The 13391-nt window shown below is 55.3% G+C and carries 10 protein-coding genes; 1 reads left to right on the forward strand and 9 read right to left on the reverse strand.

What is annotated here, in order from left to right:
- The first annotated feature begins 33 nt into the window (after positions 1–33).
- Positions 34–1611 carry an AMP-binding protein gene (locus ADA16_RS03025; RefSeq protein ID WP_048759074.1) on the forward strand — a complete coding sequence of 526 codons (1578 nt, stop codon included), beginning with the start codon at positions 34–36 and terminating at the stop codon, positions 1609–1611.
- 7 nt (positions 1612–1618) lie between these two features.
- Here ADA16_RS03025 and ADA16_RS03030 read toward each other — a convergent pair whose 3' ends face one another.
- From ADA16_RS03030 to nrdH, 9 genes are all read right to left on the reverse strand, one after another.
- Positions 1619–2419, reverse strand: a complete 801-nt coding sequence (locus ADA16_RS03030; protein ID WP_048759075.1) for an aminoacyl-tRNA hydrolase — start codon at positions 2417–2419, stop codon at positions 1619–1621.
- Positions 2419–3711, reverse strand: a complete 1293-nt coding sequence (gene serB, locus ADA16_RS03035; protein WP_048759077.1) for a phosphoserine phosphatase SerB — start codon at positions 3709–3711, stop codon at positions 2419–2421. The genes ADA16_RS03030 and serB overlap by 1 nt, the downstream gene beginning before the upstream one ends.
- 224 nt (positions 3712–3935) lie before the next feature.
- Positions 3936–5636, reverse strand: coding sequence for a cytochrome c oxidase subunit I (gene ctaD, locus ADA16_RS03040; protein WP_048759079.1), 1701 nt, complete (start codon positions 5634–5636; stop codon positions 3936–3938).
- Positions 5637–5963: 327 nt separating this feature from the next.
- A complete protein-coding gene (nrdF, locus tag ADA16_RS03045) occupies positions 5964–6980 on the reverse strand; it encodes a class 1b ribonucleoside-diphosphate reductase subunit beta (protein WP_048759081.1) in 1017 nt (338 codons plus the stop codon).
- A 336-nt stretch (positions 6981–7316) separates the two neighbouring features.
- The gene (locus tag ADA16_RS03050; protein WP_048759083.1) at positions 7317–8762 is read right to left on the reverse strand and encodes an MFS transporter; all 1446 of its coding nucleotides are present in this window, start codon (positions 8760–8762) and stop codon (positions 7317–7319) included.
- Positions 8763–8812: 50 nt separating this feature from the next.
- Positions 8813–9538: a purine-nucleoside phosphorylase gene (deoD, locus tag ADA16_RS03055; protein ID WP_048759091.1), complete on the reverse strand. Its 726-nt coding sequence runs from the start codon at positions 9536–9538 to the stop codon at positions 8813–8815.
- A 263-nt stretch (positions 9539–9801) separates the two neighbouring features.
- Entirely contained in the window at positions 9802–11976 is a 2175-nt protein-coding gene (gene nrdE / locus ADA16_RS03060) for a class 1b ribonucleoside-diphosphate reductase subunit alpha (protein WP_193387479.1), read from the reverse strand.
- A gap of 144 nt (positions 11977–12120) precedes the next feature.
- Positions 12121–12543, reverse strand: a complete 423-nt coding sequence (gene nrdI, locus ADA16_RS03065; RefSeq protein WP_048759085.1) for a class Ib ribonucleoside-diphosphate reductase assembly flavoprotein NrdI — start codon at positions 12541–12543, stop codon at positions 12121–12123.
- Between the two features lie 85 nt (positions 12544–12628).
- On the reverse strand, positions 12629–12853 hold the full coding sequence (gene nrdH / locus ADA16_RS03070; protein WP_005511161.1) for a glutaredoxin-like protein NrdH: 225 nt from the start codon (positions 12851–12853) through the stop codon (positions 12629–12631).
- Between the last annotated feature and the right edge of the window lie 538 nt (positions 12854–13391).

The raw sequence follows: 13391 nt of genomic DNA on the forward strand, positions 1-13391 counted from the left end.
CCTGACGCACGTGCAGAAAGGTTGTTTTCCCCTATGCCGCTGACTAGCAGTCTTCCCAACATCGATATTCCGGAAACCTCTCTATTCGATTTTCTGTTTGGCGAAATCGAGCCTCGGCACACGGACAAACTCGCAGTAGTTGACTCCGGCTCAGAGGTAACTTTCGGGGATTTGAAGGCCAGCATTGAGGCCTTCGCGGGCGCTCTTGCTGCACGTGGAATTAAAAAGGGCGATGTTGTTGCCCTGCACTGCCCTAACTCCACCACTTTCGCAGTCGCTCTGCACGGTGTTCTTCGCGCAGGTGCAATCTGCACGACTGTTGCCTCGCTGGCAACCGCAGAAGACATCGAAAATCAGCTACGCATCTCCGGCGCGAAGATGATGCTCACCACCTCTTCTATCGGTTGGGCTGGCGCCAATGGCGCTGAGGCTGCCGGGCTTCCGGAAGACAAAATCATTGGTCTGACGGGTCTTCACGGCATGGGTGAGCTGCTTGCTGAAGGCCATGCGGCACCAGATGTAGACGTTTCTCCCGATGACGTTGCTGTCATTCCGTTTTCTTCTGGCACCACTGGTGTGCCAAAGGGCGTCCAACTCACGCATCGCAATCTTGTTGCCAACGTGGCTCAGGCAGGAGCAGCAACTGTCGAGGCACTGGATGAGACAACCCCGGCGGTTACGATTCTGCCGTTCTTCCACATCTACGGTTTGACTGCTCTGCTCAATCTTTGCCTCTGGCGACGCACTACCCAGTACACGATGGGCAAGTTCGACTTGCTGGATTTCCTTTCCATTATTTCGGAGCACAAGGTCAAGTTTGCGTTCATCGCACCGCCGGTCGCAGTTGGGTTGGCCAAGCACCCTGCGGTTGATTCTTTCGACCTGTCCAGCCTGGAAGTAATCTTCTCCGGCGCAGCTTCGCTTCAGTTGGATTTGGCGGAGCAGGTGGAAAAGCGCCTCGGCTGCACTGTCGCCCAGGGCTACGGTATGACCGAGTCCTCCCCTGCCGCGCACATTCGTATCGGACACGACAGCCCACTGGATTCCATCGGTCGAGCAGTCCCGAACACCGAGTACAAAATCGTTGACCTCGATACTGAGGACCTCGATGAAATCCCAGTTCCTGAATCAGGACGTTCCAAGTCCGGAGAACTGTGGATTCGCGGTCCTCAGGTAATGAAGGGTTATCTCAACAATCCCGAAGCTACGGCTGCAACGCTTGTCGACGGCTGGTTGCGAACAGGCGACGTTGCGGAACTCGACAAGGAAGGGAATGCATACATTGTCGACCGCTTCAAGGAACTGATCAAGTACAAGGGTTACCAGGTACCACCGGCAGAACTTGAGTCCGTGCTTCTCGAGCACCCGGATATCGCTGATGCTGCCTGCAGTGGTGTCATTCGCTCCGATGGTGAGGAAATTCCGAAGGCATATGTGGTGCTCAAGGAAGGAAAGCAACTCACTGCTGATGAGGTAATGGACTTTGTTGCCGAACGCGTCGCACCGTACAAGAAGGTGCGAGTAGTCGAATTCATGGATGAGATTCCAAAGTCGGCAACCGGCAAGATCCTGCGCAAGGATCTTAAGGCCATGGAGGCAGCGCGCGCTTAGCTGTCCGCTACTGCCCCTGTGCCCCTGGCGTGACCGCCACGGTGATTGAGCCGGGCGCAATCTCTGTAAACCCGGCATCCTGCACTTCAACCGCGCGGAGCTCTGGCGCTGGCCACAGCTCCCGCGGTGTTTCTTTCACATCTAACGCGTAGCCAGTTTGCGCCCACGCCCAAGCATCCTCGACCGACAGGGTGGCCGCATAGAGCATTGAGCCGTGCCCAACCTGGGCGGCTACCTTCCCGGCAGACATATTCAGGTTTTTGTCCACCCAAATCACTGGCGGAGCAAAGGTGTCGGCGCTGCCCTGTCCACTCGGTTTGGTGGTAGATGCGTTCTCCGGATCGTCGTAAGGCAAATCGGTGCCCGAAATTTGTAGTTTGGCGATCTCCGGATAAGTTTCGTCTACCGGCGTTGGCAAAAGTGCGCGAGCCTGCGCGCCGTCGACTTCGATAGTGACACCCGGTGCAAGCTGTGCGCGTTGCCAGCCGATATTGCGAGCGCGGCGTGACAGCTTGCGGATGCGCGCACCGTACCAAGATGTCAGGCCTCGTTGATAGGCCGAAGTGGCATCGCCTGCGCGTTCGTCCAGGCAACACGCGACAACAGCCATCGCCGCGGCACGGAGCAGCGCTGTGCGCGAGGGGCGTTCCTTCTTCGGAACCTCAAGCACAATAGCCATTGCCCACGGCACATCCTCACCGCGATCTTCCCTATCGGGCTGCGGCAAGAGGCTATGGGCAATGCGGAACCACTCTGGAACCGATGATTCGGCAGTGGCTGCGGGATTGTTGTGATTCGCGCTTGGCACTACTGCTCCAACGGCACGCGGCGGAAGGTGCCATCTTCGCGGTCGGCATCATCAATTTCATCGCGAGAAATGCCCAGCATGAACAAAATCGAATCCATGAATGGAACGTTGACCGACGTGTCAGCGATTTCCTTCAGCGCCGGCTTAGCGTTGAATGCAATACCGAGACCTGCGACCGACAACATATCGATGTCATTGGCACCATCGCCGACGGCGACGGTCTGGTGCATCTGAAGTCCCGACGCTTCGGCGAAGGCCTTAAGGCTACGTGCTTTTTCCTGCCTATCGACGACACCGCCGACCACGCGACCAGTCAGCTTTCCGTCCTCAATCTCGAGAGTATTGGCCTTGTAAAAGTCCAGGCCGAGATCCTTTGCCAGTGGCTCCAGAATCTGGATAAAGCCACCGGAGACAGCGCCACACTTGTATCCGAGGCGCTTCAATGTACGGATGGTAGTGCGGGCACCTGGAGTGAGCTCGATGGAGTTCGTAACTTCCTCGAGAACGCTGACCGGCAGACCAGCCAGAGCCTTGACTCGCTCGTGCAGTGACTCAGCGAAGTCCAGCTCGCCTCGCATCGCACGCTCCGTAACCGCTGCAACCTCAGCCTCACGACCAGCATGGGCGGCCAGCATCTCAATGACCTCACCGGTAATCAGGGTGGAGTCGACATCGAAGCAAATTAAGCGCTTGGAACGGCGCTGCAAACCGGCGCGCTCAATTGCAATATCGATGTCCTGGTCCTGGGCGAGCTCAGCCAGTGCCTTACGCAGTGGAATACCCGCACCCGGCTTCGGATCCGGAATAGAGACCAACAGCTCCAGGCCGGTAACAGGATAATCAGCAATACCGCGAATGGAGTCGATGTTTGCATCGTAATCAGCGAGAGTGCGGCCGATACGGGAGATGTCCTCGGCGTTGACCGGGTTGCCCAATACGACAAGCGCATGGGTAGATCCATCGCTACGTTCAATCGCGGCATCCAGCTGGAAACTGACCGTCATGCCGTGGGGCTTCAGTGTTTCAATGAGCCCCTCACGGAGCACACCAACCTTCTCCTCGGTGACACCAACAAGTGCACCGAGGCTCAGGTTAGATCGGAACACCGACTGTTCCACATCCAGAATCTGAACTCCGTAGGCAGCGAGCACACGGAAGAAAGCTGCCGAGACACCCGGACGATCACGACCGACAGCGGTAATAAGAACCGGAGCTAGGCCCGGTGCTAACGAAACCGACAGAGCATCGGAATCTGCAGACTGATTGGGGGAGGAAATTACCTGTTCATTCACCAATCCAGTATCGCATGAAGCCGCGGCAGAGTGCTCATCGCATAGGCGGATTCCGCACTTCAGAGGGTGGCCGGTTGCAGAGCCGGTAGCTCTCCCTGCCCCCCAACCTTCTTTGGAAATCCTTTTAAAGACAAGGCAACGGCCCCATCACGGAGAACCGTGATGGGGCCGTTGCTTCGCGTAGTTATTAACTCAGAGTTGCATTAGCCATGTAGGACTAGCTCTTAGAGCTGACGACCAACGTGAGCCTCTGCGCGCTGACGCTCAACCATGTGCGGGTAGTGCAGCTCGAACGCCGGGCGCTCCGAGCGGATGCGCGGCATCGAGGTGAAGTTGTGGCGCGGCGGCGGGCAAGAGGTGGCCCACTCGAGGGAGTTACCGTAACCCCACGGGTCATCAACAGTGACGACCTCACCGTAACGCCAGGACTTGAAGACGTTCCAGACGAACGGGATGACGGACAGACCCAGGATGAAAGCACCAACGGTGGAGATCATGTTCAGGGTGGTGAAACCGTCAGTCTCGAGGTAGTCGGCGTAACGACGCGGCATACCTTCGTTACCCAGCCAGTGCTGAACCAGGAAGGTCATGTTGAAGCCGATGAAGGTCAGCCAGAAGTGAACCTTAGCCAGCTTCTCGTCGAGCATACGACCAGTCATCTTCGGGAACCAGAAGTAAACGCCCGAGTAGGAAGCGAAGACCAGGGTACCGAACAGGGTGTAGTGGAAGTGTGCAACGACGAAGTAGGTGTCAGAGACGTGGAAGTCCAGCGGCGGGGAAGCCAGCATAATACCGGTCAGACCACCGAACAGGAAGGTCACGATGAAGCCGAGAGCGAAGGTCATCGGGGCCTCGAAGGTCATGTGGCCGCGCCACATGGTACCCATCCAGTTGATGAACTTAACACCAGTCGGGACCGAAATCAGGAAGGTCATGAACGAGAAGAACGGAAGCAGAACGCCACCGGTCACGAACATGTGGTGTGCCCACACAGCCATGGACAGACCTGCAATAGACAGGGTTGCGAAGACCATGCCTGCGTAGCCGAACAGCGGCTTGCGGGAGAAGACCGGAACAACTTCGGTGATGATGCCCACGAACGGCAACAGCAGGACGTAGACCTCTGGGTGACCGAAGAACCAGAACAGGTGCTGCCACAGCATGGCGCCACCATTTGCCGGGTCGTAAATGTGACCGCCCAGCTTACGGTCGTACAGAACACCAAGAGCAGCTGCAGTCAGAATCGGGAAGATCAGCAGAGCCAGGATCGAGGTGACCAGGATGTTCCAAGTGAAAATCGGCATACGGAACATGGTCATGCCCGGTGCACGGAGGCACAGAACAGTGGTGGTCATGTTAATAGCGGAAGCGATGGTACCGACACCACCGATACCGACACCGACAATCCACAGGTCAGAACCGACACCCGGGGAGTGAATCGGGTCAGACAGCGGGGAGTACATGGTCCAACCGAAGTCAGCAGCACCACCCGGAGTCAGGAAGCCCGACAGCATCAGAATGCCACCAACAGTGGTCAACCAGAAGCCGAAAGCGTTCAGACGCGGGAAAGCCACGTCCGGCGCACCAATCTGAAGCGGCAGAATGTAGTTAGCAAAACCCCAAACAATCGGGGTACCGAACAGAAGCAGCATCACCGTGCCGTGCATGGTGAACATCTGGTTGAACTGCTCGTTAGAAAGGAACTGGAGTCCTGGGGCGAAGAGCTCAGCACGGATAAGCAGAGCCATCAGACCGCCGACAAAGAAGAACGAGAAGGACATAATGATGTACATAATGCCCAGCTTCTTGTGGTCGGTCGTGGTCAGCATATCCCACGCCCAGCTGCCCTTACGCTCATGTCCGAACGGCTGCGGCCGTTCCGGCGCTACAACGCCATGATCTGGACGAGGCGCTACTGCAGTCATTCTTCCTCCTTACTACGCGAAGATTTCCTGTAACTCACTACAGGGATTTTAAGTTTTGTCCTTGTGAGAATAGTGCAGGTGAGTACGCGATGGCGAACCCACCTACCGCTATGTGCCAGATTCTAGTCTGAACCTTGGAAAAAGTTAAGGCTAAGGAATACTCCAGCTCACTTCCCTACTCAGTTAAGCACACTATTAGTTTCCTGAGAATTGTCTTAACCTGGGCTAACGCCTTTTTAGCAGGAATCATCGAGGTTAGGTTTACTACCCCCGTGTGTGCGATTACTACAGCAGACTTCGTGGCGGAATGCCCCTATACCTCTGCTTTTAGAAGTCCCAGTCCTCATCCTCGGTCACTTCGGCCTTACCCATGACATAGGAAGAACCCGAACCTGAGAAGAAGTCGTGGTTCTCGTCAGCATTAGGCGACAGAGCCGACAGGATCGCCGGTGACACGCGAGTTTCGTCGGACGGGAACATGCCCTCGTACCCGAGGTTGTTCAACGCCTTGTTGCCGTTGTAACGCAGGAAACGCTTGACATCCTCGGTCCAACCGAGTTCGTCGTACATTTCCTCGGTGTACTGAATCTCATTGTCGTAGAGGTCAAACATGAGATCGAAGGTGTATTCCTTCAGCTCGTTACGTTCGGCCTGAGTCAGACGCTCCAGGTTGCGCTGGTACTTGTAACCGATGTAGTAACCGTGCACTGCCTCATCACGAATGATCAGGCGAATGATATCCGCGGTGTTGGTCAGCTTGGCGTGGCTGGACCAGTACATCGGCAGGTAGAAGCCCGAGTAGAACAGGAAGGACTCCAGCAAAGTGGAAGCGACCTTCTTCTTTTGCGGGTTATCACCCTCGTAGTAGTCGAGGATAATCTTGGCCTTCTTCTGCAGGTACTCGTTCTCCTCACCCCAACGGAACGCATCCTGGATTTCAGGAGTCGACGCCAGCGTCTGGAAAATCGACGAGTAGCTCTTTGCGTGCACCGACTCCATGAAGGCGATATTGGTGTACACAGCTTCCTCGTGCGGAGTCAGCGCATCCGGAATGAGCGATACTGCGCCGACCGTGCCCTGGATGGTGTCCAGCATGGTCAGACCAGTGAACACGCGCATCGTGGTGCGCTGTTCCAGTGCGTTGAGCGTATTCCAGCTCTTGATGTCATTCGACAGCGGCACCTTTTCCGGCAACCAGAAGTTACCGGTCAGACGATCCCAAACCTCGAGATCCTTGTCATCAGGAATCGTGTTCCAGTCAATAGCCGCAACTGGGCAGGCACGCGCTTCTGGATTCTTCTCACGGTGGGCCGGAGTCGAGGGTGGGCAATCATCGAAACTCACGTGGAAACCTCTCCCTTTTCATTGATATTGCCGTTTTCAGAACGCACCTTATATATAAGGAACACTCTTCACTCGTTACGAGTTCAAAAACAGCAGTTGCAGCGGTGGTTATCTCAGCCTTGTCCCGCTACAAAACGTCAGGCTCCCGATGAAAGGAGCCACTACCCTTTGCAGCTTACCCACACTGGTAGTTTTAAGCACCCCTCTATGAGATAACTCTCCATTGAACGCCTTTTATAAGCGTCTCCCCTCCCCAATACTGAGCTACACAAAGAAAAAGGCGCTTGACGACGCAATGTCCGTCGTCAAGCACCTAGTACAAGATGCGGCGTAAACCTAGGCGTAGACCTTCTCGCGGTTGTCTGCGGTAGAGCTGATGATGCGGTCGGAGATGACGTAAACCAGCAAACCCACGACTGCCATGAGCGCCAGCAACCAAGCAATAGTAGCGGAGACACCTTCTGCTTCAGACTGCGCGAGGGACAGGGCGCTGAAGAAGGCCGGACGAGAATCAACAAGCATGGCCGTCAACGCAATGCCAACCGGCACGGCAATGTTGATGGTCAGGTTATAGAAACCAATAGCGACACCGGACTTTGCTGCAGGAATATTCTGCAGTGCGGTCGCAACCAACGGGGCATACATGAGCGCGAACCCCGATGGAAACAGAATCATGGACGCAATAACCGTGGCAACACCAGCCCCCGGCAGCACCGCGGGGATAAGCAGTGCCACGATAATAATGCTGATAGCAGCGACAATAGCCTGCCTTGAGGACAGGAACTTCGCAACCTTGCCAGACATCACACCGACGATGACAGCGCAGAGATAGCCCGGCGCGAGTATGTAAGCGGCACCGTCGAGGTTGATGCCATAGAGCTCATCGACCATATACGGCAACAGGATGACCGAATAGCCCAGCTGCACCATGTAAACCACAAGAACGACAATCAGTGCGCAGACGTAGCGCGCATTGGTGAAGAACGATGGGTTAACTACAGCGTTGTCATGCGTCCGTATATGCCAAGCAAACAGTGCAATCCCCAGCACAGCGGCCGCCAGCCACCACCATTGGAATCGCTGCATAAACAGCATCACTGCAGTGGCGATGCCCGCGATGAGGAATAGGCCGAAGATATCGAGGTGACTCTTCTCCTGCTGCTCCTCTGGAACTGTCTTGATCAGGAATGGAATGGCGACTATCAGAATGAGCGAAATCAGGAACATAGCCGGCCAGGAAATGTAGGTAGCCACAATTCCCGAAGTCAACGTACCAATCAGCAGAGCAGCTTGGAAGGCCGCGGTGGAAAAGCCGAGGTAGGTCTTCTGATCTTCTGGGCTTAGGTACTTGGTGACATAGATGACGTAAAGCGTCTCGGCCGCTGCCAGACCGGAAGTTTGAATAATGCGCGCTGTAAGCACTATGGGCCATACGCCCTGGAAGAAATATCCCAGTAGAGAGCCCACGGCGACAAAGCCGATACCGACAATCATCAATTTGCGGATACTGATGCTATCCGCCAATGCGGCGTACACCACGGCGCCAATGCCAATCAAAATGCCGGCGAGCGTAGCCTGCAGACTAGCCGTGGAGACACTGAGATCCAGAGATTCCGCAATCGGTTTGGTCATGAACTTAAAGCCATTGTCCAGGACCAGACAGAAAACAAAGGAAAACAGTAAGACCGGTACTGCGGCCTTCGGATTTGGCGCGGCAGATCGTGGCGCGGCGCTGGCGGAGGGTTTCACATTTGCGCTGGCATTGCTGGCGGGATTGCTCATCGCACTGTACCTATTTCACACTTCAAGCCGATTGATTGCAGACTGGGCCACTAGAGTCGAGCCAGCGGCAAAGCCAGCTCCATCATGGTGGTGAAGGCCTTCTCGCGTTCTTCCGGAGTGGTCTTTCCACGCGTGGCAATATTGTCCGAGACAGTGAAGATGCCCATTGCCTCCACGCCGGCCTCCGCAGCCGTGGCGTACAGGCCAGCTGATTCCATCTCCACCGCAAGTACGCCCATGCGCGCCCACCGATCGTTCACATCACCCTGGAAGTTGTAGAAGATATCACTGGACAAGACGTTGCCTACGTGTGTAGTGATGCCCTGCTCGCGTGCACGATCGCGAACATCTTCAATCAGCCGGAAAGATGCGGCCGGGGCGAATGTTCCCGGCAAGTTGTACTGCGACAAGAAGTTGGAATCAGTCGACGCGGTCTGACCGATAACCACGTCATACAAATCCAATTCCGGCTGCAGCGCACCACACGAACCGACACGAATCAGTTTCCTACAGCCGAAGACATGGATGAGCTCCCAGGAGTACAGCGAAATGGACGGAATACCCATGCCAGACCCCATGACGGACACTTCCTGCCCCTGGTAGGTACCAGTGAAGCCCAACATGTTGCGGACCTCGTTGAACTGAACGACGTCGTCCAGATAGGTTTCCGCGATGAACTTTGCGCGCAGCGGGTCACCCGGCAACAGAATGGTCTCTGCGATGGGCGCACCCTTTGGGTTGATGTGTGGAGTGCTCTTACCAGTGGTATCGGACATGACTTCCATCCCCTTCTCCCACGAGACGTGGGGGAAATATGCGAACATTTACCTGCCACTGACCAGGTTAATTACACACCTTACAACCGTCAATAGTGTTATTTACATTTGTTCCCAATCGGGTGGATTAACAAGTGTATTAACGAAAAAGGCGCGAGAATCTCCCGACAAAACTTGGGGAAATTCTCGCGCCTTCAGCGCCACGGCGCTGAATTGCTCACGCCTTTAAGTATTCAAGCACTCCAGGGCTCAAGCTCACTCGTTTAGAGCATGCAGGATACGCAACCCTCAACTTCAGTGCCTTCCAGCGCAACCTGACGCAGGCGAATGTAGTACAGAGTCTTAATACCCTTGCGCCATGCGTAAATCTGCGCACGGTTGAGGTCACGGGTGCTCACCGTGTCCTTGAAGAACAGGGTCAGAGACAGTCCCTGGTCAACGTACTTGGTAGCGACCGCGTAGGTGTCAATGATCTTTTCGTAGCCGATTTCGTAGGCATCCTGGAAGTACTCGCGGTTGTCATTGTCCAAGTGCGGAGCCGGGTAGTACACCCGCCCGATCTTGCCCTCCTTGCGAATCTCGATCTGAGAGGCAATCGGGTGAATCGACGAAGTCGAGTTGTTGATGTAGGAAATCGAACCGGTCGGTGGCACTGCCTGCAGGTTTCGGTTGAACAGGCCATACTCCATGACGTCGGCCTTCAGCTGTGCCCAATCCTCGGCATCCGGGATGTGTGCGGTGGAATTCGCGAAGATCTCCTTGACCCGCTGAGTCTTCGGCTGGAACTCTGCCGGGTCGAAGTTATCGAAGTACTTGCCGCTGGCGTAGTCGGAGTTCTCAAAGTTAACGAACTTCTGACCTCGCTCGCGAGCAATCTTGTTGGATGCCCGCAGGACAGCGTAGAGCACAGCTGCAAAGTAAGCGTTGGTAAAGTCCAGGCCCTCTGCCGAGCCGTACATGATCCTCTCGCGGCCGAGGTAGCCGTGCAGGTTCATCTGCCCCAGGCCGATGGCGTGAGATCCGTCATTACCCTTGCGAATCGACGGCACCGAGTCAATAGAAGTCTGCTCACTGACCGCAGTCAGGCCACGAATGGCAGTCTCGACGGTGCGACCGAAGTCCGGCGAATCCATGGTCATCGCAATGTTCAGCGAGCCGAGGTTACAGGAAATGTCCTCGCCAACGTGCTCGTAGGACAGGTCCGCATTGTAGGTCGACGGAGTGTTGACCTGCAGAATCTCCGAGCAAAGGTTCGACATGTTAATGCGCCCCTGAATCGGGTTCGCGCGGTTAACCGTGTCCTCGAACATGATGTACGGGTAGCCGGACTCAAACTGAATCTCAGCGATGGTCTGGAAGAACTGACGCGCGTTGATCTTCTGCTTACGAATACGCGGGTCCTCGACCATATCCGCGTAGTTCTCAGTGATGTTGATATCCGCGAAAGGCTTACCGTAGACGCGCTCGACATCGTACGGGCTGAAGAGGTACATGTCGTCGTTACGCTTGGCCAGCTCGAACGTGATGTCCGGAATGACAACGCCGAGCGACAGCGACTTAATACGAATCTTCTCGTCAGCGTTCTCACGCTTAGTATCCAGGAAGCGCATGATATCCGGGTGGTGCGCATGCAGGTACACAGCGCCAGCGCCCTGGCGAGCACCCAGCTGGTTAGCGTAGGAGAAGGAGTCCTCCAGTAGCTTCATAACCGGGATAACACCGGAAGACTGATTCTCGATGTGCTTAATCGGAGCGCCCTGTTCACGCAGGTTACTCAGCAGCAGCGCCACACCACCGCCGCGCTTGGACAGCTGCAGCGAAGAGTTGATGGCGCGGCCAATGGACTCCATGTTGTCCTCAATACGCAACAGGAAGCAGCTCACCGGCTCGCCACGCTGGGCCTTACCGGAGTTGAGGAAAGTAGGAGTAGCAGGCTGGAAGCGTCCAGTGATGATCTCATCAACCAGGTGCTGCGCGAGCCCCAAGTCGCCGTCGGCAAGCGTGAGAGCAACCATGCAGACGCGGTCTTCGTAGCGCTCCAAGTAACGCTTGCCGTCAAAAGTCTTAAGCGTGTACGAGGTGTAGTACTTGTAAGCACCCAGGAAAGTCTTAAAACGGAACTTGTGGGCGTAGGCCTGCTTGAACAGCGCCTTGACGTCCTCAAATTCGTACTTCTCCAGAACCTCGGCCTCGTAGTAGTGGTTTTCTACCAGGTAATCGAGCTTCTCCCGCAGGTTGTGGAAGAACACAGTGTTCTGATTGACATGCTGCAAGAAGAACTGCCGCGCAGCCATGCGGTCCTTATCGAACTGAATCTTGCCGTCTTCACCGTACAGATTCAGCAGCGCATTGAGCGCGTGGTAATCCAGCTTGTCGTCGCCCACCGGCTCCGCAACCTGCTTGCCCTTTTCCGACACGTTGACTCCTTTGACATTCATTTGCCCGCACAGTGTCTGTTCAAACACTGCCCGGAACAATCTAATCTAGCTATTTTCCTCGCGCACCGCTTTACGACGGCTTCCGCGAGCGTATCCATACGGTGGGTCTCAGTGTCCCTTCCCTCGACACTGAGGCTCGCCAACTTAGGCGCTGGCTTTACCGTGGAAGAACTCTTCTAGCCCCTCTCGGACTCGCTGCACATCGTGGTCGGTTCCCATCAGCTCGAAGCGATACAGATATGGGACCTTGCACTTGTAGGAGATGACATCCCCCGCCTTGCCGAAGTCCTCACCGAAGTTGAGATTGCCGGCGGCAATCACTCCTCGGATGAAGGAGCGGTTGTGCTCGTTATTAAGAAATTTGATGACCTGCGGGGGAACTGGCCTTGAGTTACCACCACTGATGGAGGCACCGCCACCATAAGTCGGACAAATGAGGACATAGGGCTCATCGACGATAAGCTCCGGCTCATTGCGACGGATGGGAATGCGGGCGTTTTTGATACCTAGCTTTTCGACAAACTTGTGTGTATTCCCCGTCGCCGAGGAGAAATACACCACCAGCATGAGAACTTCACCCTTTTACATCGCAAAACCCCGCGATCTCCGTTTCCCGGGCGGTCAACGAGATCTGCGGGGAGGTGTGTGATTTTTAAGCTGCCTGGAGAGCCTTGATGCGATCCGGGCGGAAACCCGACCAGGTCTCAGTGCCAGTATCAACGACCGGCGCCTGGAGGTGGCCGAGGGCCATGACGTAGTCCCGAGCCTCATCGTCCATGGTGATGTCGACGATATCGTAGGCAATTCCAGCCTTATCGAGGGCACGAGTGGTAGCGCGGCACTGGACACATGCAGGCTTGCTGTAAACGGTAACCATGACTCTCACAAACTTTCTGGCTTTGACTAAGACCAATAAATCGAATCGACTTCGTACAAACAACGGAAGCGGCCTAGGAATCAGCAAACTGATTGACTGGCTGAAAGCTCCCGCGGGATTCATGAGAAACCGAGTACGGGTGGCCGACAGGTCCTTGTAACTATCCTTGGCTCGACACGAGAAACACTACACTTGGTGTCTAAAAAACTCTAGTCACACTAGATGTAGTAGTCACAAGCATGATATTCCCTGTTCGGGGATTTCTGGCGCACAAGATGTTGTACACACACGCACCACAACCTTGTAATTTCACGCTAAAAATTCCAGAAAATCGTAGAAAAACAACTATCGGCACATTTTGGTTAACCCAATTACCGCAAGACGGCTCGAGGCCGACCGCACCGATACCAGGCGCCACAGTGTCCCTCCCCCCCTGCCCAACTTCGGATTCAGCTGCAACCCCAAAATCATGGGCTGCACATGTGGACACGGGCTGCAAATGTGAAACTGTGCGAGTTTATGACACTTTCAAGCCATT

It is taken from the genome of Corynebacterium vitaeruminis, assembly GCF_001054325.1.
In the GTDB taxonomy this organism is placed as follows: Bacteria; Actinomycetota; Actinomycetes; order Mycobacteriales; family Mycobacteriaceae; genus Corynebacterium; species Corynebacterium vitaeruminis_A.

Excerpts from the sequence above, each read along its gene's own strand:
- ADA16_RS03025 (WP_048759074.1), top strand. The coding sequence starts at position 34 with ATGCCGCTGACTAGCAGTCTTCCCAACATCGATATTCCGGAAACCTCT.
- ctaD (WP_048759079.1), bottom strand. The coding sequence starts at position 5,636 with ATGACTGCAGTAGCGCCTCGTCCAGATCATGGCGTTGTAGCGCCGGAA.
- ADA16_RS03050 (WP_048759083.1), bottom strand. The coding sequence starts at position 8,762 with ATGAGCAATCCCGCCAGCAATGCCAGCGCAAATGTGAAACCCTCCGCC.
- deoD (WP_048759091.1), bottom strand. The coding sequence starts at position 9,538 with ATGTCCGATACCACTGGTAAGAGCACTCCACACATCAACCCAAAGGGT.
- nrdE (WP_193387479.1), bottom strand. The coding sequence starts at position 11,976 with ATGAATGTCAAAGGAGTCAACGTGTCGGAAAAGGGCAAGCAGGTTGCG.
- nrdI (WP_048759085.1), bottom strand. The coding sequence starts at position 12,543 with ATGCTGGTGGTGTATTTCTCCTCGGCGACGGGGAATACACACAAGTTT.
- nrdH (WP_005511161.1), bottom strand. The coding sequence starts at position 12,853 with ATGGTTACCGTTTACAGCAAGCCTGCATGTGTCCAGTGCCGCGCTACC.